This window comes from Streptomyces sp. HUAS 15-9, from assembly GCF_025642155.1.
Classification (GTDB): Bacteria; Actinomycetota; Actinomycetes; order Streptomycetales; family Streptomycetaceae; genus Streptomyces.
Genome location: NZ_CP106798.1, coordinates 5,174,813 through 5,191,541 on the forward strand (window position 1 = coordinate 5,174,813; position 16,729 = coordinate 5,191,541).

Below are 16,729 nucleotides of genomic sequence, written 5' to 3' on the forward strand. Positions count from 1 at the left end.
CGAGATGGCGAAGAAGGCTCTGATTGCCAAGGCTGCTCGCAAGCCCAAGTTCGGTGTGCGTGGCTACACCCGCTGCCAGCGCTGCGGCCGTCCGCACTCCGTGTACCGCAAGTTCGGCCTGTGCCGCGTGTGCCTTCGTGAGATGGCTCACCGTGGCGAGCTGCCGGGCGTGACCAAGAGCTCCTGGTAATCCCTGTAACAGGGGATTCCGGAAGCTCTCGGTAAGCATCTGGGTCGGCAGGGGCCCTTCTCCGCATGCCGTAGGCTTGTGGGGTTGGGCGTCTGCCGCGCCCGTACGACTTACTACGCCGTAGGTCCACCGCGCCGCACCCGTCCCGTCTCGGATCGGGGAGAGGGATGGCGCACCAGGAAACCCCGGCGAGAGAGGCCGAAGGCCAATTCATGACCATGACTGATCCGATCGCAGACATGCTTACGCGTCTGCGGAACGCGAACTCGGCATACCACGACTCCGTGACGATGCCGGCGTCCAAGATCAAGTCTCACATCGCGGAGATCCTCCAGCAGGAGGGCTTCATCACGGGCTGGCGCGTCGAGGACGCCGAGGTGGGCAAGAACCTCACCCTCGAGCTGAAGTTCGGCCCGAACCGTGAGCGCTCCATCGCGGGCATCAAGCGGATCTCCAAGCCCGGTCTCCGGGTGTACGCGAAGTCCACCAACCTGCCGAAGGTGCTCGGCGGCCTCGGCGTGGCGATCATCTCCACGTCCCACGGGCTCCTCACCGACAAGCAGGCCGGCAAGAAGGGCGTGGGTGGGGAAGTCCTCGCCTACGTCTGGTAGCGGAAGGGAACGGAGGAAACAGCTATGTCGCGTATTGGCAAGCTCCCCATCACGGTTCCCGCCGGCGTGGACGTCACCATCGACGGCCGTACGGTCTCGGTCAAGGGCCCCAAGGGCTCGCTGACCCACACCGTCGTCGCGCCGATCGACATCGTCAAGGGTGAGGACGGCACCGTCCAGGTGACCCGCCCGAACGACGAGCGTCAGAACAAGGCCCTGCACGGCCTGTCCCGCACGCTGGTGGCGAACATGATCACCGGCGTGACCCAGGGTTACGTGAAGAAGCTCGAGATCAGCGGTGTCGGTTACCGCGTGACGGCCAAGGGCTCGAACCTCGAGTTCGCGCTCGGCTACAGCCACCCGATCGTCGTCGAGGCGCCCGAGGGCATCACCTTCAAGGTGGAGACCCCGACCCGCTTCCAGGTCGAGGGCATCGACAAGCAGAAGGTCGGCGAGGTTGCGGCCAACATCCGCAAGCTGCGCAAGCCCGACCCGTACAAGGCCAAGGGCGTCAAGTACGAGGGCGAAGTCATCCGCCGCAAGGTCGGAAAGGCGGGTAAGTAAGCCATGGCATACGGGCAGAAGATCCTCAAGGGCGACGCCTACAAGCGCGCCGCGATCAAGCGCCGTCACATCCGGATCCGCAAGCGGATCTCCGGTACGGCGGAGCGTCCCCGTCTGGTCGTGACCCGCTCCAACCGCCACATCGTGGCGCAGGTGATCGACGACCTCAAGGGCCACACCCTGGCGTCCGCGTCCACCCTGGACGCGTCCGTCCGCGGTGGCGAGGGCGACAAGTCCTCGCAGGCCAAGCAGGTCGGCGCCCTGGTCGCCGAGCGTGCCAAGGCCGCCGGTGTCGAGGCTGTCGTGTTCGACCGTGGTGGCAACCAGTACGCCGGGCGCATCGCCGCCCTGGCGGACGCCGCCCGCGAAGCCGGGCTCAAGTTCTGAGCCTGCCGTAGCTAGCGGAAACAGAGAGAGGTAATTCCAATGGCTGGACCCCAGCGCCGCGGTGGCGGTGCCGGTGGCGGCGAGCGGCGGGACCGGAAGGGCCGTGACGGCGGCGCTGCTGCCGCCGAGAAGACCGCGTACGTTGAGCGCGTTGTCGCGATCAACCGCGTCGCCAAGGTTGTGAAGGGTGGTCGTCGCTTCAGCTTCACCGCGCTGGTCGTGGTGGGCGACGGTGACGGCACCGTGGGTGTCGGTTACGGCAAGGCCAAGGAGGTGCCGGCCGCCATCGCCAAGGGTGTTGAGGAGGCCAAGAAGCACTTCTTCAAGGTCCCCCGTATCCAGGGCACCATCCCGCACCCGATCCAGGGTGAGAAGGCTGCCGGCGTCGTGCTGCTCAAGCCCGCGTCCCCCGGTACCGGTGTTATCGCCGGTGGTCCGGTGCGTGCCGTGCTCGAGTGCGCCGGTATCCACGACGTGCTGTCGAAGTCGCTCGGCTCCGACAACGCGATCAACATCGTGCACGCGACCGTGGAGGCCCTGAAGGGCCTGCAGCGTCCTGAGGAGATCGCGGCCCGCCGTGGTCTGCCGCTCGAGGACGTCGCTCCCGCGGCTCTGCTTCGTGCGCGTGCCGGGGCTGGTGCGTAATGGCGCAGCTCAAGATCACGCAGACGAAGTCGTACATCGGCAGCAAGCAGAACCACCGTGACACCCTGCGGTCGCTTGGTCTCAAGGGGATCAACACCGTGGTCGTCAAGGAGGACCGCCCCGAGTTCCGCGGCATGGTGCACACCGTCCGCCACCTCGTGACGGTCGAGGAGGTCGACTGATCATGGCGGAGCAGAACCCGCTCAAGATCCACAACCTCCGTCCCGCCCCGGGCGCCAAGACCGCCAAGACCCGTGTCGGTCGTGGTGAGGCGTCGAAGGGTAAGACGGCCGGTCGTGGTACCAAGGGTACGAAGGCCCGTTACCAGGTTCCGGAGCGCTTCGAGGGCGGCCAGATGCCGCTGCACATGCGCCTTCCGAAGCTGAAGGGCTTCAAGAACCCGTTCAAGACCGAGTACCAGGTCGTGAACCTCGACAAGCTGGCCGCGCTCTACCCCGAGGGTGGCGAGGTCACGGTCGAGGGTCTGGTGGCCAAGGGTGCCGTGCGCAAGAACAGCCTCGTCAAGGTCCTCGGCCAGGGCGAGATCTCCGTGGCGCTGCAGGTGACGGTCGACGCCGTCTCCGGCTCCGCCAAGGAGAAGATCACCGCCGCGGGCGGTACGGTCACCGAGCTCGTCTGATTTTTCAGGCGCCTCGATGACGTAGACGATCCCGACCGGGGATACCTCACAATGGGGTATCCCCGGTTGGTCGTTCCGGGGGAGGCAGTGTCGCCGGTAAGGTGGCCTGCACTGCTCTTTTTCTGTATCCGTCGAACCTCAAGACCGTCACCCTTGACGCAGTTGCGCGGGGGTCGCAGGAGGCACCGTGCTCACCGCGTTCGCCCGGGCGTTCAGGACGCCCGACCTGCGCAAGAAGCTGCTCTTCACGCTCGGCATCATCGTGGTGTACCGGGTCGGTACGCACATCCCGATCCCGGGCGTCAACTACCACGCCGTGCAGCAATGCGTTAAGGAGGCCTCGGGCAACCAGGGCATCTTCGGCTTGGTGAACATGTTCAGCGGCGGCGCGCTGCTGCAGATCACGATCTTCGCCCTCGGCATCATGCCGTACATCACGGCGAGCATCATTCTGCAGCTGCTGACCGTGGTGATCCCGCGCCTGGAGGCCCTGAAGAAGGAGGGGCAGGCGGGCACGGCGAAGATCACGCAGTACACCCGGTACCTGACGGTGGCGCTGGCCATCCTGCAGGGCACCGGTCTGGTGGCCACCGCGCGCAGCGGTGCTCTCTTCAGCGGCTGCCAGGCCGCCGGCCAGATCGTCCCCGACCGCACGATCTTCACCACGATCACCATGGTCGTCACCATGACCGCCGGTACGGCCGTCGTCATGTGGCTCGGTGAGCTGATCACCGACCGCGGCATCGGCAACGGCATGTCGATCCTGATGTTCATCTCGATCGCCGCGACCTTCCCGTCCGCGCTGTGGGCCATCAAGAAGCAGGGCACCCTGGCCGGCGGCTGGATCGAGTTCGGCACGGTGATCGCGGTCGGTCTGGTCATGGTCGGCCTGGTGGTCTTCGTCGAGCAGGCGCAGCGGCGCATCCCGGTCCAGTACGCGAAGCGCATGATCGGCCGCCGTTCGTACGGTGGCACGTCCACCTACATCCCGCTCAAGGTGAACCAGGCGGGTGTGATTCCCGTCATTTTCGCCTCGTCGCTGCTCTACATTCCCGCGCTGGTCGCCCAGTTCGCGGGGGGTAAGTCGGACTGGAAAACCTGGGTCGAGCAGAACCTGACCAAGGGAACTCACCCGATTTACATCGCTTCGTACTTCTTGCTGATCGTGTTCTTCGCGTTCTTCTATGTGGCGATCTCCTTCAACCCCGAGGAAGTCGCCGACAACATGAAGAAGTATGGTGGCTTCATCCCGGGCATCCGGGCTGGCCGACCGACCGCTGAGTACCTGAGCTACGTGCTCAATCGGATCACCTGGCCGGGTTCGCTGTATCTGGGTCTGATCGCTCTCGTACCGACGATGGCGTTGGTTGGTTTCAATGCAAACCAGAACTTCCCGTTCGGCGGGACGAGCATCCTGATCATCGTGGGTGTGGGTCTTGAGACGGTGAAGCAGATCGAGAGCCAGCTCCAGCAGCGCAATTACGAAGGGTTCCTCCGCTGATGCGTATCGTCCTCGTCGGACCGCCGGGTGCCGGTAAGGGAACGCAGGCTGTTCGCCTTGCCGAGAAGCTGCACATCCCGCACATCTCCACGGGCGACCTGTTCCGCGCCAACATCAGCCAGCAGACGGAGCTCGGGAAACTCGCGAAGTCCTACATGGACGCCGGAAACCTCGTCCCGGACGAGGTCACCATCGCCATGGCCAAGGACCGCATGGAGCAGCCGGACGCCGAGAACGGCTTCCTGCTCGACGGCTTCCCGCGCAACGTCTCGCAGGCGGAGGCGCTGGACGAGCTGCTGAAGACCGAGGGAATCCGGCTCGATGCCGTGCTGGACCTCGAGGTCCCCGAGGAAGAGGTGGTCAAGCGCATCGCCGGCCGCCGCATCTGCCGCAACGAATCCAGCCACGTCTTCCATGTGACGTACAGCCCGCCGAAGAAGGAGGGCGTCTGCGACGTCTGCGGCGGCGAGCTGTACCAGCGCGACGACGACTCCGAGGACACCGTCCGCAAGCGGCTGGAGGTCTACCACACGCAGACCGAGCCGATCATCGACTACTACAAGACGCAGGGCCTGGTCGTCACGATCTCGTCCCTGGGCCCGGTGGACGAGATCACGCAGCGGGCGCTGGAGGCGCTCAAGCGTGACAAGGACGCCGAGAAGTAGTTCTCGGGCCGTTCCGGCCGCGGTGCCCCCTCGGGTGCCGCGGCCGTACTGTTGTGTACGTAACCGGTTGACGTGAGTGACGGAGAGCGCAGGCCCCCATGGTGCAGATCAAGAGCCCCGAGCAGATCGCGAAGATGCGTGCGGCGGGGCTGGTGGTCGCCGCGATCCACGCGGCCACGCGGGAGGCGGCGGTTCCCGGGGCCAGCACCAAGGATCTGGACGAGGTCGCCCGCAAGGTGCTCGCGGAGCACGGTGCCAAGTCGAACTTCCTCGGTTACGGCGGCTTCCCCGCGACGATCTGCACCTCCGTGAACGACGTGGTGGTCCACGGCATCCCGTCCGAGAAGGTCGTCCTCAAGGACGGCGACATCATTTCCATCGACTGCGGCGCGATCGTCGACGGCTGGCACGGTGACGCGGCCTACACCGCCTTCGTGGGCTCCGGTCACGCTCCGGAGCTGGTGGAGCTGTCACGAGTGACGGAAGAGTCCATGTGGGCCGGTATCGCCGCGATGAAGCAGGGCAGCCGGCTGGTTGACGTCTCCCGTGCGATCGAGACGTACATCCGCCGCCAGCCGAAGCCGGGCGGCGGGCGCTACGGGATCATCGAGGACTACGGCGGCCACGGCATCGGCACCGAGATGCACATGGACCCGCATCTGCTGAACTACGTCGACCGCCGCCGCGGCAAGGGCCCCAAGCTGGTTCCCGGCTTCTGCCTCGCCATCGAGCCGATGGTCTCCCTCGGCACCCCGAAGACCGAGGTCCTCGAGGACGACTGGACGGTCATCACCACCGACGGCACCTGGTCCTCCCACTGGGAGCACTCGGTGGCCCTGACGACAGAGGGTCTCCTGGTCCTCACGGCCCCCGACGGCGGCAAGGCGAAGCTCGCGGAGTACGGCGTCACGGCGGCCCCGGACCCGCTGGCCTGACACCGGCCGAGCCCGCCGGAGTTCCCCTGGCCCGCACGGCTCCCGGCAGGGGTCGGCGAAGCTCGCGGAGTACGGCGTCACGGCCGCTCCGGACCCGCTGGCCTGAACTCGCGGGGCGTAATGATCTGTCCCGTTGGGCAGGCTTCCACGATTCGTGTTTCCGGGACCGCTGACGTAGACTGACTCGTCGGCTCCCGTGCATCCGCATGTCCGCGTGCGCCCGCAAGGGAAACAGTGGGGGAGTCGATCAAGGTAGTCGATTCGAAGGGCGAAGCGTGGCCAAGAAGCAAGGTGCCATCGAGATCGAGGGCACTGTCGTCGAGTCTCTGCCGAACGCCATGTTCAAGGTCGAGCTCCAGAACGGCCACCAGGTCCTGGCACACATCAGCGGCAAGATGCGCATGCACTACATCCGCATCCTCCCTGACGACCGGGTCGTGGTGGAGTTGTCTCCGTACGACCTGACGCGTGGCCGGATCGTCTACCGCTACAAGTAGATCTTGCCCACGTCCCGTGTGAGCGGGACCGCCGGCAACTGACCCGGAGAACCTCACACCCATGAAGGTCAAGCCGAGCGTCAAGAAGATCTGCGACAAGTGCAGGGTGATCCGCCGTCACGGTCGGGTCATGGTCATCTGCGAGAACCCGCGCCACAAGCAGCGCCAGGGCTGACGCACGACCGATCCCTCTGCTCGGTTCGCAGAGATTCGCGCGACGCAAGCTGAATATGTTCATACGCAGAACCCAGGCGAGCGATCGTCTGACACCCCCGGCTCGGAGGCCGGGGACCCAGTTCGTACCTCGTACGGCGACTGGGAGCCGGTTCTGCGGAAGACCTCCGAAGATCACCAGGAGCCATTGAATGGCACGCGTTTCCGGTGTTGACATCCCGCGCGAAAAGCGCGTGGAGGTCGCCCTCACCTACGTGTTCGGCATCGGCCGGACCCTCTCGAAGGAGACGCTGGCTGCGACCGGCGTCGACCCGAACACCCGCGTTCGTGACCTGAGCGAAGAGCAGCTGGTCGCGATCCGCGAGTACGTCGACAACAACATCAAGACCGAGGGTGACCTCCGTCGCGAGATCCAGGCCGACATCCGCCGCAAGGTGGAGATCGGTTGCTACCAGGGTCTGCGTCACCGTCGCGGTCTGCCCGTCCGCGGTCAGCGCACCAGCACCAACGCTCGTACCCGCAAGGGCCCGCGTCGCGCCATCGCCGGCAAGAAGAAGCCGGGCAAGAAGTAGTCCGCAGCGGATACCTGTCCACGGTCTTCGCTGTAGGACCGACCACCTCCCGTAGGAGTTAGTAGATGCCCCCCAAGGGTCGTCAGGGCGCTGCCAAGAAGGTGCGCCGCAAGGAAAAGAAGAACGTCGCTCACGGCCACGCGCACATCAAGAGCACGTTCAACAACACGATCGTCTCCATCACGGACCCGTCCGGCAACGTGATCTCCTGGGCCTCCGCCGGCCACGTCGGCTTCAAGGGCTCCCGGAAGTCCACGCCGTTCGCCGCGCAGATGGCCGCCGAGTCGGCTGCCCGCCGCGCCCAGGAGCACGGCATGCGCAAGGTCGACGTGTTCGTGAAGGGCCCGGGTTCCGGTCGTGAGACCGCGATCCGCTCCCTGCAGGCCACGGGCCTCGAGGTCGGCTCCATCCAGGACGTCACCCCGACCCCGCACAACGGCTGCCGTCCGCCGAAGCGTCGTCGCGTCTGACCTCGCTCCGACAGGGCATTTCGGGCGGTACGGCTCCACGAGGGGCCGTATCGCCCGTACCCTTGCAGTACCCGCACTTTTCACGGGTGCGGTTTCCGTCGGACGTCAAATAGCGGGCGTCCACGAAAGAAGGATCTGATCCACACATGCTGATCGCTCAGCGTCCCTCGTTGACCGAAGAGGTCGTCGACGAGTTCCGCTCCCGGTTCGTGATCGAGCCGCTGGAGCCGGGCTTCGGCTACACCCTCGGCAACTCCCTCCGCCGCACCCTCCTGTCGTCGATCCCCGGTGCCGCTGTCACCAGCATCCGCATCGACGGCGTCCTGCACGAGTTCACCACCGTGCCGGGCGTCAAGGAGGACGTCACCGACCTGATCCTCAACATCAAGCAGCTGGTCGTCTCCTCGGAGCACGACGAGCCGGTCGTGATGTACCTGCGCAAGCAGGGCCCGGGTCTGGTCACCGCCGCCGACATCGCGCCCCCGGCCGGTGTCGAGGTGCACAACCCCGACCTGGTCCTCGCCACGCTCAACGGCAAGGGCAAGCTGGAGATGGAGCTGACCGTCGAGCGCGGTCGCGGCTACGTCTCCGCCGTGCAGAACAAGCAGGTGGGCCAGGAGATCGGCCGTATCCCGGTCGACTCCATCTACAGCCCGGTGCTCAAGGTCACGTACAAGGTCGAGGCCACGCGTGTCGAGCAGCGCACCGACTTCGACAAGCTGATCGTCGACGTCGAGACCAAGCAGGCGATGCGTCCCCGTGACGCCATGGCCTCCGCCGGCAAGACCCTGGTCGAGCTGTTCGGTCTCGCCCGCGAGCTGAACATCGACGCCGAGGGCATCGACATGGGCCCGTCCCCGACGGACGCCGCCCTTGCCGCCGACCTGGCACTGCCGATCGAGGAGCTGGAGCTCACCGTTCGGTCCTACAACTGCCTCAAGCGTGAGGGCATCCACTCCGTGGGTGAACTCGTCGCCCGCTCCGAGGCCGACCTCCTCGACATTCGCAACTTCGGTGCGAAGTCCATCGATGAGGTCAAGGCGAAGCTGGCCGGCATGGGCCTGGCCCTGAAGGACAGCCCGCCCGGATTCGACCCCACGGCCGCTGCCGACGCCTTCGGCGCCGACGACGACGCGGACGCGGGCTTCGTGGAGACCGAGCAGTACTAAGCGCTCCGCGAGGAGGGCTGTACTGCGGCTGCGGGCCGGTTGTGGCTGGTCGCGCAGTTCCCCGCGCCCCTTTGGGGCGCGGACCCTCCGGGTGTCTGAAAAGGCAGCCGGATCTTCGACGGGCAACCGCCCGCTCGGATACTGACTCCGGTACCTGACACGGCCGGGGCAGACACACAGGAGAAGAACCATGCCGAAGCCCACCAAGGGTGCCCGTCTGGGCGGCAGCGCCGCGCACGAGAAGCTGCTCCTCGCGAACCTCGCGAAGTCGCTGTTCGAGCACGGCCGTATCACCACCACCGAGGCGAAGGCCCGCCGCCTGCGCCCGTACGCCGAGCGTCTGGTCACCAAGGCGAAGAAGGGCGACCTTCACAACCGCCGTCAGGTGCTCCAGGTGATCACGGACAAGAGCATCGTGCACACGCTCTTCACCGAGATCGGCCCGCGCTACGAGAACCGTCCGGGTGGCTACACCCGCATCACCAAGATCGGTAACCGCCGTGGCGACAACGCGCCCATGGCTGTCATCGAGCTGGTCGAGGCGCTGACGGTGCAGCAGAAGGCCGTGGGTGAGGCCGAGGCCGCCACCAAGCGTGCGGTCAAGGAGTCCGAGGAGGCCAAGGTCGAGGAGACCAAGGCCGACGAGGTCGTCGAGGACGCTGCTCCGGTCGAGGCCGCTGCCGAGGAGTCCAAGGACGCCTGAGGCTCTGCCTTGCGGTGAACGGGTCCGTCCCCCTGGGGGCGGGCCCGTTCCGCGTTTCCTGAGAGGATCCAGGGGTGAGTGACGAAGTACAGCCCGGCCACGTCCGTATCCGCCTCGACCTGTCCTACGACGGCTCGGACTTCCATGGCTGGGCCAAGCAGGCCGGCGGCAGGCGCACCGTGCAGGGGGAGATCGAGGACGCCCTGCGCACGGTGACCCGCTCGGGGGGCACGACGTACGAGCTGACCGTCGCCGGACGCACGGACGCCGGAGTGCACGCGCGGGGTCAGGTCGCGCATGTCGATCTGCCCGAGCAGGTCTGGCGCGAGCACCACGAGAAGCTGCTCAAGCGGCTCGCCGGGCGGCTGCCCAAGGACGTACGGGTGTGGGCCCTCAGGGAAGCGCCCAGTGGCTTCAACGCCCGCTTCTCGGCGGTCTGGCGGCGCTATGCCTACCGGGTCACCGACAACCCCGGCGGTGTCGACCCGCTGTTGCGCAACCATGTCCTGTGGCACGACTGGCCGCTCGACGCGGACGCCATGAACGAGGCCGCCCGGCATCTCCTCGGGGAGCACGACTTCGCCGCGTACTGCAAGAAGCGCGAGGGCGCGACCACGATCCGTACGCTCCAGGAGCTGAGCCTGGTGCGCGGGGACGACGGGATCATCACCGCCACCGTCCGGGCCGACGCCTTCTGCCACAACATGGTGCGCTCGCTGATCGGGGCGCTGCTGTTCGTGGGGGACGGGCACCGGGCGCCCGACTGGCCGGGGAAGGTGCTCGCGGCGGGGGTCCGGGACTCGGCGGTGCATGTCGTACGGCCGCACGGGCTGACCCTGGAAGAGGTCGGCTATCCCGCCGACGAACTGCTGGCCGCGCGGAACAAGGAGGCGCGGAACAAGCGGACGCTGTCTCGTTCGGCAGGTTGTGAAACCTGTTAGTTACCCCGCATTTCGCGTCGGATATGCCTCATGTCGGGACTTACCCGGCGTAAACGACTAGTTGAGCGCTTACTAGATTCCTACCTCTCGGATAAAGTTGCATGGCCTGGTCATCAGTTCGCATGGGATGGCCGGGGTTGGCTGGGGGGTCAACGGGTCGTTCCGGCCCGGGGTAGGAAATCCGATGAGTTCAGTAGGTCCCGTGCGGACCGGGGGGCGTCGTGCCGCGCGCCAGAGCGGTGGGCGGCGACGAGCCGGACGTGGTCAGAACGCTTCGCTGGGGCTGTTGCCCCTGCCGCCGACGGACAAGGAGAAGTACTCCTACGCACGTCGGCATCTGTGGATCCTGACGATCAGCTCGCTCGTCAGCTTCTGCTGCCTGGTGGTGAGCCAGTTCAAGCTGGCGCAGTCCACGCCGGTGCTGTGGATCTACACACCGCTGCTCGTCTTCACGGTCGTCTACTACCTGGTGTCGCTGCGGGTGAACGGCTTCACCCGGGACTTCGACATCGCGTACCACCGGCAGCTCGTCCAGAACTGGCGGCCCGAGGCCTATCCCACGGTGGATGTGTTCCTGCCGGTGTGCGGTGAGCCCATCGAGGTGCTGTACAACACCTGGCGGCACGTGCGGGCGTTGGCCGACCGCTACCCCGGCGTCTGCGTGCCGTTCGTCCTCGACGACGGCGCCAGCCCCGAGCTGGAGGCGATGGCCCGCGACTTCGGGTTCCGCTACGGCACCCGGGACAACCGCGGCTGGTTCAAGAAGGCCGGCAATCTGCACTTCGGCTTCGGCCGGTCCGACGGGGAGTTCATCCTCATCCTGGACGCCGACTTCACCCCGCGCGCCGACCTGCTGGAGGAACTCCTGCCGTACATGCAGGACGACCCGCGCATCGGCATCGTGCAGTCGCCGCAGTACTTCCGCGTGCTGGACTCGCAGAACTGGATCGAGCGCGGCGCGGGCGCGGTGCAGGAGCTGTTCTACCGGTCCGTGCAGGTCTCCCGGCAGGGCAGCGACGGCGCGATCTGTGTCGGCAGCTGCGCCATCTACCGCCGGGCGGCCCTGGAGACCAACGGCGGTACGACGCTGATCGAGCACTCGGAGGATGTGCACACCGGCTTCGACCTGCGCGGTCTGGGCTGGGACCTGCGCTATGTGCCGGTCGCCGTCTCCACCGGTGTGTGCCCGGACACCGCGGGCGCCTTCTTCAACCAGCAGTACCGCTGGTGCTCGGGCTCGATGAGCCTGCTCGGCAGCCGGAAGTTCTGGCAGCGCAAGATCAAGTTCTCCAGCCGCCTGTGCTACATGTCCGGGTTCTTCTACTACATCCACACCGCGCTGTTCACCTTCGCGGCGCCGGTGATCCCGATCGTGCTGCTGCTGATGATGCCGGACAAGCTCAGGGTCGAGCATCTGCTCCTGGTGCTGCCCAGCATCTTCTACACCACGATCATCTTCCCGATGTGGCACAAGGCGCCCTACCGTCTGGAGGCCTGGGCGGCCCGCATGATGTACGGCTGGGCGCACGTCTTCGCCATCTGGGACATCCTGCGCAAGAACCGCATGGGCTGGCAGCCGACCGGCTCCTCCGGCGCCAAGAAGAACAAGACCCGGCGCTTCTGGATCGGCATGTGGGCGTGGAGCGGTGGCACGGCCCTGGTCTGGGTGACCGCCGCGGTGTACCGGACGTTCACGATGAACGCCCCGGACTTCGCCCTGATCCTGTCCTCCGGGCTCTTCTACGCGCTGGTCGTGGGCCGCGTCCTGGTGCAGCCCCGGTCCGAGGTGGCTGTCTGATGCTTAAGCAGAATCGTTTCTTCCGTGTGTGGGCGGCGCTCGTCGCCTGCCTGCTCACCGTGTCCGCCCTCGGTGGCTGCTCCCTGCTCGGCGACGACGGCTCCTCCGGGTCCGGGCCGGACAAGGCCGCCGCGACGGATCCCTCCGCGGAGCCGGACTCCGACGTCCCCTACGACGTCGTACCCCTGCTCAAGCCGGCCAAGAAGTACTTCGGGGCGGCCGTCAACGGGGCCCCGACCTCCATGAAGAGCGTCGACGCCTACCGGAGGATGGTCGGCAAGCAGCCCAACCTGATCGAGTACTACGCGGGCTGGGGCGACGGCTTCGACGCCAGCGGGGTGCGCCGGGCCTGGGCCGAGGGCGCGCTGACCCTGATGTCCTGGGAACCCTTCGACACCCCGGTCGCCGACATCGCCGCCGGGAAGTCGGACGCGTACATCAAGAAGTACGCGACGGCGGTCCGGAAGCTGAACCTGCCCGTGGTGATCGACTTCGCGGACGAGTTCAACGGTCACTGGGAGAAGTGGGGGACGCAGAGCACGACCCCCGCGCAGTACGTGGCCGCCTGGCGGCACATCCACAAGACCTTCCTGGACGCCGGCGCCTCCAACGTCATCTGGGCCTGGGCGCCGAACATCGTCAACCCGGTGCGGAACGTGAAGCTGAAGCCGTACTACCCGGGCGACGCCTACGTCGACTGGATCGGCCTGGTCGGCTACTTCACGACGGGCGAGGACAACGCGTTCGACAGCGTGTTCGGGCCCACTCGGAAGCAGATCCGCACCTTCACCAAGAAGCCCATGCTCCTGCTGGAGACCGCCGCCATGCCCGGCGAGCGGCGCCGTGCCGACGTCCACAACCTGTTCGCGGGCGTCGAGGCCGACGACAACATGATCGGCTTCATCTGGTTCAACCACAAGAAGCGCGCCGACTGGCGGCTGGAGGCGAGCCCGCTGGCGCTGAAGGAGTTCAAGCGCCTGGCCGCCGACGACCGGTTCGGCTTCGACGTACGAAAGCCGTCATGACCTCGCGACCCGAGCACTACACGCCCCAGCCCTACGATCCCTACGCCGACGACGACTCGGCAGGCGGTTGGTTCAACTCGAACGGATACGTCCCGCGGCAGCCGACCCACGACGGTCATGAGCGGTACCAGGGCTACGACGGTCACCAGGGTTACCAGGGTCATTACGGCCACCAGGGTTACGAGGTCCCGCAGGGGTACGACATCCCGCAGAGTTACGACTACGACCCGCGGGTGTACCCGTACCAGCAGCGGCAGCCGGAGGACCAGCAGACGTTCGCCCCGCCGGAACCGGTGCCGGAGCCGGCACCGGCGGAACCGGGTTACCACATACCCGAGACTCCGGACGCGGGCTGGGACGACACCCCGAGCCGGCGCCGGGCCTGGGTCAGCCGCGGGGTCCTGGCCATCCTCCTGGTCGTCCAGGCGCTCCTGTCGCTGATGCTGTCCAACACCGCGTTCCAGGACGAGGCCCTGTATCTCGCGGCGGGCCACAACATCCTGGACCACTGGGCGAGCGGCACCCCGCTGCACAGCGGCTACGAGTCGTACTTCTCCGGCTCGCCGATGCTGTACCCGGTGGCGGCGGCCTTCGTCGACGGCTGGTTCGGCCTGTCCGGAGCCCGTCTGCTCAGCCTGCTGTGCATGCTCGGTGCCACCGTGCTGCTGTACTCCTTCACCCGCCGCCTGTTCAACGAACGGGTCGCCCTGGCGGCGGCCGCACTGTTCGCGGTCACCCAGCCGACGATCGTGCTGGGCTGGTTCGCCACCTACGACGCCCCGGCGATCTTCCTGCTGGCGCTGTCCGCGTGGATCGTCGTCCGCACCAGCCGTGCGCCCGTGCTCGCCGTGCTGCTCGCGGCGCCGGTCATGGTGCTGGCGGTGGCGGTGAAGTACGCCTCCGCGCTCTACATACCCACCCTGGTGGTCCTCGCGGCGCTGACCGCCTGGCACCACCGCGGGTGGCGCTGCGTCCCGCGTGCGCTCGTGCTCGGGGTCGGTACCGCCGCGCTGGCCGGGGTCGGCCTCATGTACACCGACGTGCTCGCCGGTGTGCGGCAGACGACCACCAACCGGGCCCACGGCACCGACACCACCTCGGCGCTGCTGGAGAAGTCGGCGGAGTGGGGCGGCCTGATGTTCGCCACCGCGGTCGCCGGGGCCTTCGCCTACGCGCTGCGCGGCCGGATGAACGAGTCGCCCCGCTCCTACGGGCTGAACGGCCCCGGCTGGCGCTGGCGCGCCCTGCTGGGCGTGACGCTGACCGGGACCGCGCTGCTGGCACCGGCGTACCAGATCCACCTGCACACCGCTGTCTCCCTCTACAAGCACCTCGACTTCGGTCTGCTCTTCGCCGCCCCGATGGCCGGCGTCGGGGTGATCCGGCTGGTCGGCAAGCACTTCCGCTACCCGCAGCTCGGCATCATGATCTGGGTCAGCGCGCTGTGTCTCGGCGTCTCGCAGTCGGAGTGGCGGTTCGGCCTGTGGCCCGACTCCACGGGGATGGTCAAGGCGATCGAGCCGTACATGAAGCCCAAGGGCCGCTATCTCGGTGAGACCTACGAGGTACCCGTCTACTACCTGCGGGACAAGACGAACCACGCGCAGTGGACCTCCACCTACGGCATCGGCTACCGGGACAAGAAGGGCGTCGTCCACCACGGGAACGAGGGGTACCGCCTCGCCCTCAAGGACGGCTACTTCGATCTCGTCGTGCTGGACGGGGTCGCGACTCCGGTGCTGGACGCGTACATCGAGCGGCAGGTCACCAGGAGCGGCCACTACCGGCTGGTCGGCAAGATCCCCTTCCGGCTCAGCTCGGGCGGCACCGGCTCCTACCGGGTCTGGGCGAAGACCTCCTGACGCCGCCCGTTTCCCCCGCCCGTTTCCCTTCCCCACCCCACCCCTGAACACAAGCCCGGACACGAAAGGCCGTATCCATGCGGCTCACCGTCATCGGCACCGGCTACCTCGGTGCCACCCACGCCGCCTGCATGGCGGAACTCGGCCACGAGGTGCTCGGCGTCGACGTCGACCCCGACAAGGTCGCCGCGCTGCGGGCGGGCCGGGTGCCCTTCCACGAGCCGGGGCTGCCCGAGCTGATCGCGAAGCACACGGCGAGCGGACGGCTCCGCTTCACCACCTCCTACGAGGAGGCCGGGGCCTTCGGCGAGGTGCACTTCGTCTGCGTCGGCACCCCGCAGCTCAAGGGCTCCGAGGGCGCGGACCTGACGTACGTGGACGCGGCGTTCGCGGCGATCGCGGAGCACGCGGCGCCGGACGCCCTGCTGGTCGGCAAGTCGACGGTGCCGGTGGGCACGGCGGGGCGGCTGGCGGAGGAGTACGACGTCGAGGTCGCGTGGAATCCGGAGTTCCTGCGGGAGGGTTTCGCGATCGAGGACACGCTGCGACCGGACCGCCTGGTGTTCGGCGTGGGATCGGCACTTGCCGAAACGATTCTGCGCACCGTCTACGAGCCCGTCCTCGCCGCCGGGACCCCGGCCGTGACCGCCGACTTCCCGACCGCCGAGCTGGTGAAGACGGCCGCGAACGCCTTCCTCGCGACGAAGATCTCCTTCATCAACGCGATGGCGGAGGTCTGCGAGGCGGCGGGCGGCGACGTCACCAAGCTCTCCGAGGCGCTCGGCCACGACGACCGGATCGGCCGCCGCTTCCTGCGCTCCGGCATCGGCTTCGGCGGCGGCTGCCTGCCCAAGGACATCCGCGCCTTCGCCCACCGCGCCGACGAGCTCGGCGTCTCGCTGGCCTTCCTGCGCGAGGTCGACGCGATCAACATGCGGCGCCGCGACCGGGTGGTGGAACTCGCCCACGAGCTGTGCGGCGGGGATGTGCTGGGCGCACGGATCACCGTCCTGGGCGCGGCCTTCAAGCCCGACTCGGACGACATCCGCGACTCGCCCGCGCTGAACGTGGCGGCCCGGCTCGGGCTCGACGGGGCCGAGGTCACGGTGTACGACCCGGCGGCGATGGACAACGCCCGCAAGGCGTTCCCGCTGCTCGGGTACGCGGTGTCGGCCGAGGAGGCGCTGCGCGGGGCCGACCTGGTCCTGCATCTGACCGAGTGGCCGCAGTTCCGGGCGATCGACCCGGAGAGGGCCCGGTCGCTGGTGCGCCGTCCGCGGATCGTGGACGGCAGGGGAGGGCTCGACGCGGACCGCTGGACCGCGGCGGGCTGGCGGTTCTCGGCGCTGGGTAGACCCGCGCGGAATGGGGAGGGATAAG

21 protein-coding genes are annotated in these 16,729 nt (G+C 67.4%); all 21 read left to right on the plus strand.

The window, feature by feature from the left end; all coding sequences use genetic code 11:
- Nucleotides 1–4 precede the first annotated feature (4 nt).
- The 21 genes from N8I87_RS23960 (at nt 5) to N8I87_RS24060 (ending at nt 16,728) form a co-directional block, all read left to right on the plus strand.
- Complete coding sequence (locus tag N8I87_RS23960) at nt 5–190, plus strand: type Z 30S ribosomal protein S14 (protein WP_003948630.1); 186 nt, start codon at nt 5–7, stop codon at nt 188–190.
- A gap of 212 nt (nt 191–402) precedes the next feature.
- Nucleotides 403–801: a 30S ribosomal protein S8 gene (gene rpsH / locus N8I87_RS23965; protein ID WP_116148541.1), complete on the plus strand. Its 399-nt coding sequence runs from the start codon at nt 403–405 to the stop codon at nt 799–801.
- A gap of 24 nt (nt 802–825) precedes the next feature.
- Nucleotides 826–1,365, plus strand: coding sequence for a 50S ribosomal protein L6 (gene rplF / locus N8I87_RS23970; RefSeq protein ID WP_263211609.1), 540 nt, complete (start codon nt 826–828; stop codon nt 1,363–1,365).
- Nucleotides 1,366–1,368: 3 nt separating this feature from the next.
- Nucleotides 1,369–1,752, plus strand: a complete 384-nt coding sequence (gene rplR, locus N8I87_RS23975) for a 50S ribosomal protein L18 (protein ID WP_145886665.1) — start codon at nt 1,369–1,371, stop codon at nt 1,750–1,752.
- Nucleotides 1,753–1,791: 39 nt separating this feature from the next.
- Nucleotides 1,792–2,397 carry a 30S ribosomal protein S5 gene (rpsE, locus tag N8I87_RS23980; RefSeq protein ID WP_009190144.1) on the plus strand — a complete coding sequence of 202 codons (606 nt, stop codon included), beginning with the start codon at nt 1,792–1,794 and terminating at the stop codon, nt 2,395–2,397.
- Nucleotides 2,397–2,579 carry a 50S ribosomal protein L30 gene (gene rpmD, locus N8I87_RS23985; protein ID WP_095748087.1) on the plus strand — a complete coding sequence of 61 codons (183 nt, stop codon included), beginning with the start codon at nt 2,397–2,399 and terminating at the stop codon, nt 2,577–2,579. The genes rpsE and rpmD overlap by 1 nt, the downstream gene beginning before the upstream one ends.
- A gap of 2 nt (nt 2,580–2,581) precedes the next feature.
- Complete coding sequence (gene rplO / locus N8I87_RS23990; RefSeq protein ID WP_014674382.1) at nt 2,582–3,037, plus strand: 50S ribosomal protein L15; 456 nt, start codon at nt 2,582–2,584, stop codon at nt 3,035–3,037.
- Nucleotides 3,038–3,224: 187 nt separating this feature from the next.
- Nucleotides 3,225–4,538 carry a preprotein translocase subunit SecY gene (gene secY, locus N8I87_RS23995; protein ID WP_263211614.1) on the plus strand — a complete coding sequence of 438 codons (1,314 nt, stop codon included), beginning with the start codon at nt 3,225–3,227 and terminating at the stop codon, nt 4,536–4,538.
- Nucleotides 4,538–5,203 (plus strand): adenylate kinase, encoded by a 666-nt coding sequence (locus N8I87_RS24000; RefSeq protein ID WP_263211616.1) that lies wholly within the window; start codon nt 4,538–4,540, stop codon nt 5,201–5,203. Before secY ends, N8I87_RS24000 begins: the two co-directional genes overlap by 1 nt.
- Before the next feature lie 98 nt (nt 5,204–5,301).
- Nucleotides 5,302–6,138: a type I methionyl aminopeptidase gene (map, locus tag N8I87_RS24005; RefSeq protein WP_263211618.1), complete on the plus strand. Its 837-nt coding sequence runs from the start codon at nt 5,302–5,304 to the stop codon at nt 6,136–6,138.
- Between the two features lie 275 nt (nt 6,139–6,413).
- Nucleotides 6,414–6,635 carry a translation initiation factor IF-1 gene (gene infA, locus N8I87_RS24010; RefSeq protein ID WP_003948620.1) on the plus strand — a complete coding sequence of 74 codons (222 nt, stop codon included), beginning with the start codon at nt 6,414–6,416 and terminating at the stop codon, nt 6,633–6,635.
- Nucleotides 6,636–6,696: 61 nt separating this feature from the next.
- Nucleotides 6,697–6,810, plus strand: a complete 114-nt coding sequence (gene rpmJ / locus N8I87_RS24015) for a 50S ribosomal protein L36 (RefSeq protein WP_003998809.1) — start codon at nt 6,697–6,699, stop codon at nt 6,808–6,810.
- A gap of 190 nt (nt 6,811–7,000) precedes the next feature.
- Complete coding sequence (gene rpsM, locus N8I87_RS24020; protein ID WP_009300593.1) at nt 7,001–7,381, plus strand: 30S ribosomal protein S13; 381 nt, start codon at nt 7,001–7,003, stop codon at nt 7,379–7,381.
- Nucleotides 7,382–7,446: 65 nt separating this feature from the next.
- Nucleotides 7,447–7,851 (plus strand): 30S ribosomal protein S11, encoded by a 405-nt coding sequence (gene rpsK / locus N8I87_RS24025; RefSeq protein ID WP_003956432.1) that lies wholly within the window; start codon nt 7,447–7,449, stop codon nt 7,849–7,851.
- Between the two features lie 146 nt (nt 7,852–7,997).
- Nucleotides 7,998–9,020: a DNA-directed RNA polymerase subunit alpha gene (locus tag N8I87_RS24030; RefSeq protein WP_003966937.1), complete on the plus strand. Its 1,023-nt coding sequence runs from the start codon at nt 7,998–8,000 to the stop codon at nt 9,018–9,020.
- 190 nt (nt 9,021–9,210) lie between these two features.
- Nucleotides 9,211–9,723 carry a 50S ribosomal protein L17 gene (gene rplQ / locus N8I87_RS24035; RefSeq protein ID WP_263211625.1) on the plus strand — a complete coding sequence of 171 codons (513 nt, stop codon included), beginning with the start codon at nt 9,211–9,213 and terminating at the stop codon, nt 9,721–9,723.
- 74 nt (nt 9,724–9,797) lie between these two features.
- Nucleotides 9,798–10,664: a tRNA pseudouridine(38-40) synthase TruA gene (gene truA / locus N8I87_RS24040; RefSeq protein WP_263211627.1), complete on the plus strand. Its 867-nt coding sequence runs from the start codon at nt 9,798–9,800 to the stop codon at nt 10,662–10,664.
- Between the two features lie 382 nt (nt 10,665–11,046).
- On the plus strand, nt 11,047–12,462 hold the full coding sequence (locus tag N8I87_RS24045; protein WP_263216622.1) for a glycosyltransferase family 2 protein: 1,416 nt from the start codon (nt 11,047–11,049) through the stop codon (nt 12,460–12,462).
- Nucleotides 12,462–13,487 (plus strand): glycoside hydrolase family 26 protein, encoded by a 1,026-nt coding sequence (locus tag N8I87_RS24050; protein ID WP_263211629.1) that lies wholly within the window; start codon nt 12,462–12,464, stop codon nt 13,485–13,487. Before N8I87_RS24045 ends, N8I87_RS24050 begins: the two co-directional genes overlap by 1 nt.
- Nucleotides 13,484–15,349 (plus strand): ArnT family glycosyltransferase, encoded by a 1,866-nt coding sequence (locus tag N8I87_RS24055; protein WP_263211631.1) that lies wholly within the window; start codon nt 13,484–13,486, stop codon nt 15,347–15,349. Before N8I87_RS24050 ends, N8I87_RS24055 begins: the two co-directional genes overlap by 4 nt.
- 77 nt (nt 15,350–15,426) lie before the next feature.
- Nucleotides 15,427–16,728: a UDP-glucose dehydrogenase family protein gene (locus N8I87_RS24060; protein WP_263211633.1), complete on the plus strand. Its 1,302-nt coding sequence runs from the start codon at nt 15,427–15,429 to the stop codon at nt 16,726–16,728.
- The last annotated feature ends 1 nt before the right edge of the window (nt 16,729 follow it).

Coding starts and splice junctions, on each gene's coding strand:
- N8I87_RS24055 (WP_263211631.1), top strand. CDS start 13,484: ATGACCTCGCGACCCGAGCACTACACGCCCCAGCCCTACGATCCCTAC.
- N8I87_RS23960 (WP_003948630.1), top strand. CDS start 5: ATGGCGAAGAAGGCTCTGATTGCCAAGGCTGCTCGCAAGCCCAAGTTC.
- N8I87_RS24030 (WP_003966937.1), top strand. CDS start 7,998: ATGCTGATCGCTCAGCGTCCCTCGTTGACCGAAGAGGTCGTCGACGAG.
- rpmD (WP_095748087.1), top strand. CDS start 2,397: ATGGCGCAGCTCAAGATCACGCAGACGAAGTCGTACATCGGCAGCAAG.
- rpsE (WP_009190144.1), top strand. CDS start 1,792: ATGGCTGGACCCCAGCGCCGCGGTGGCGGTGCCGGTGGCGGCGAGCGG.
- rplQ (WP_263211625.1), top strand. CDS start 9,211: ATGCCGAAGCCCACCAAGGGTGCCCGTCTGGGCGGCAGCGCCGCGCAC.
- rpsH (WP_116148541.1), top strand. CDS start 403: ATGACCATGACTGATCCGATCGCAGACATGCTTACGCGTCTGCGGAAC.
- rpmJ (WP_003998809.1), top strand. CDS start 6,697: ATGAAGGTCAAGCCGAGCGTCAAGAAGATCTGCGACAAGTGCAGGGTG.
- rpsM (WP_009300593.1), top strand. CDS start 7,001: ATGGCACGCGTTTCCGGTGTTGACATCCCGCGCGAAAAGCGCGTGGAG.
- N8I87_RS24050 (WP_263211629.1), top strand. CDS start 12,462: ATGCTTAAGCAGAATCGTTTCTTCCGTGTGTGGGCGGCGCTCGTCGCC.
- rplO (WP_014674382.1), top strand. CDS start 2,582: ATGGCGGAGCAGAACCCGCTCAAGATCCACAACCTCCGTCCCGCCCCG.
- map (WP_263211618.1), top strand. CDS start 5,302: ATGGTGCAGATCAAGAGCCCCGAGCAGATCGCGAAGATGCGTGCGGCG.
- N8I87_RS24000 (WP_263211616.1), top strand. CDS start 4,538: ATGCGTATCGTCCTCGTCGGACCGCCGGGTGCCGGTAAGGGAACGCAG.
- rplR (WP_145886665.1), top strand. CDS start 1,369: ATGGCATACGGGCAGAAGATCCTCAAGGGCGACGCCTACAAGCGCGCC.
- rplF (WP_263211609.1), top strand. CDS start 826: ATGTCGCGTATTGGCAAGCTCCCCATCACGGTTCCCGCCGGCGTGGAC.
- N8I87_RS24060 (WP_263211633.1), top strand. CDS start 15,427: ATGCGGCTCACCGTCATCGGCACCGGCTACCTCGGTGCCACCCACGCC.
- rpsK (WP_003956432.1), top strand. CDS start 7,447: ATGCCCCCCAAGGGTCGTCAGGGCGCTGCCAAGAAGGTGCGCCGCAAG.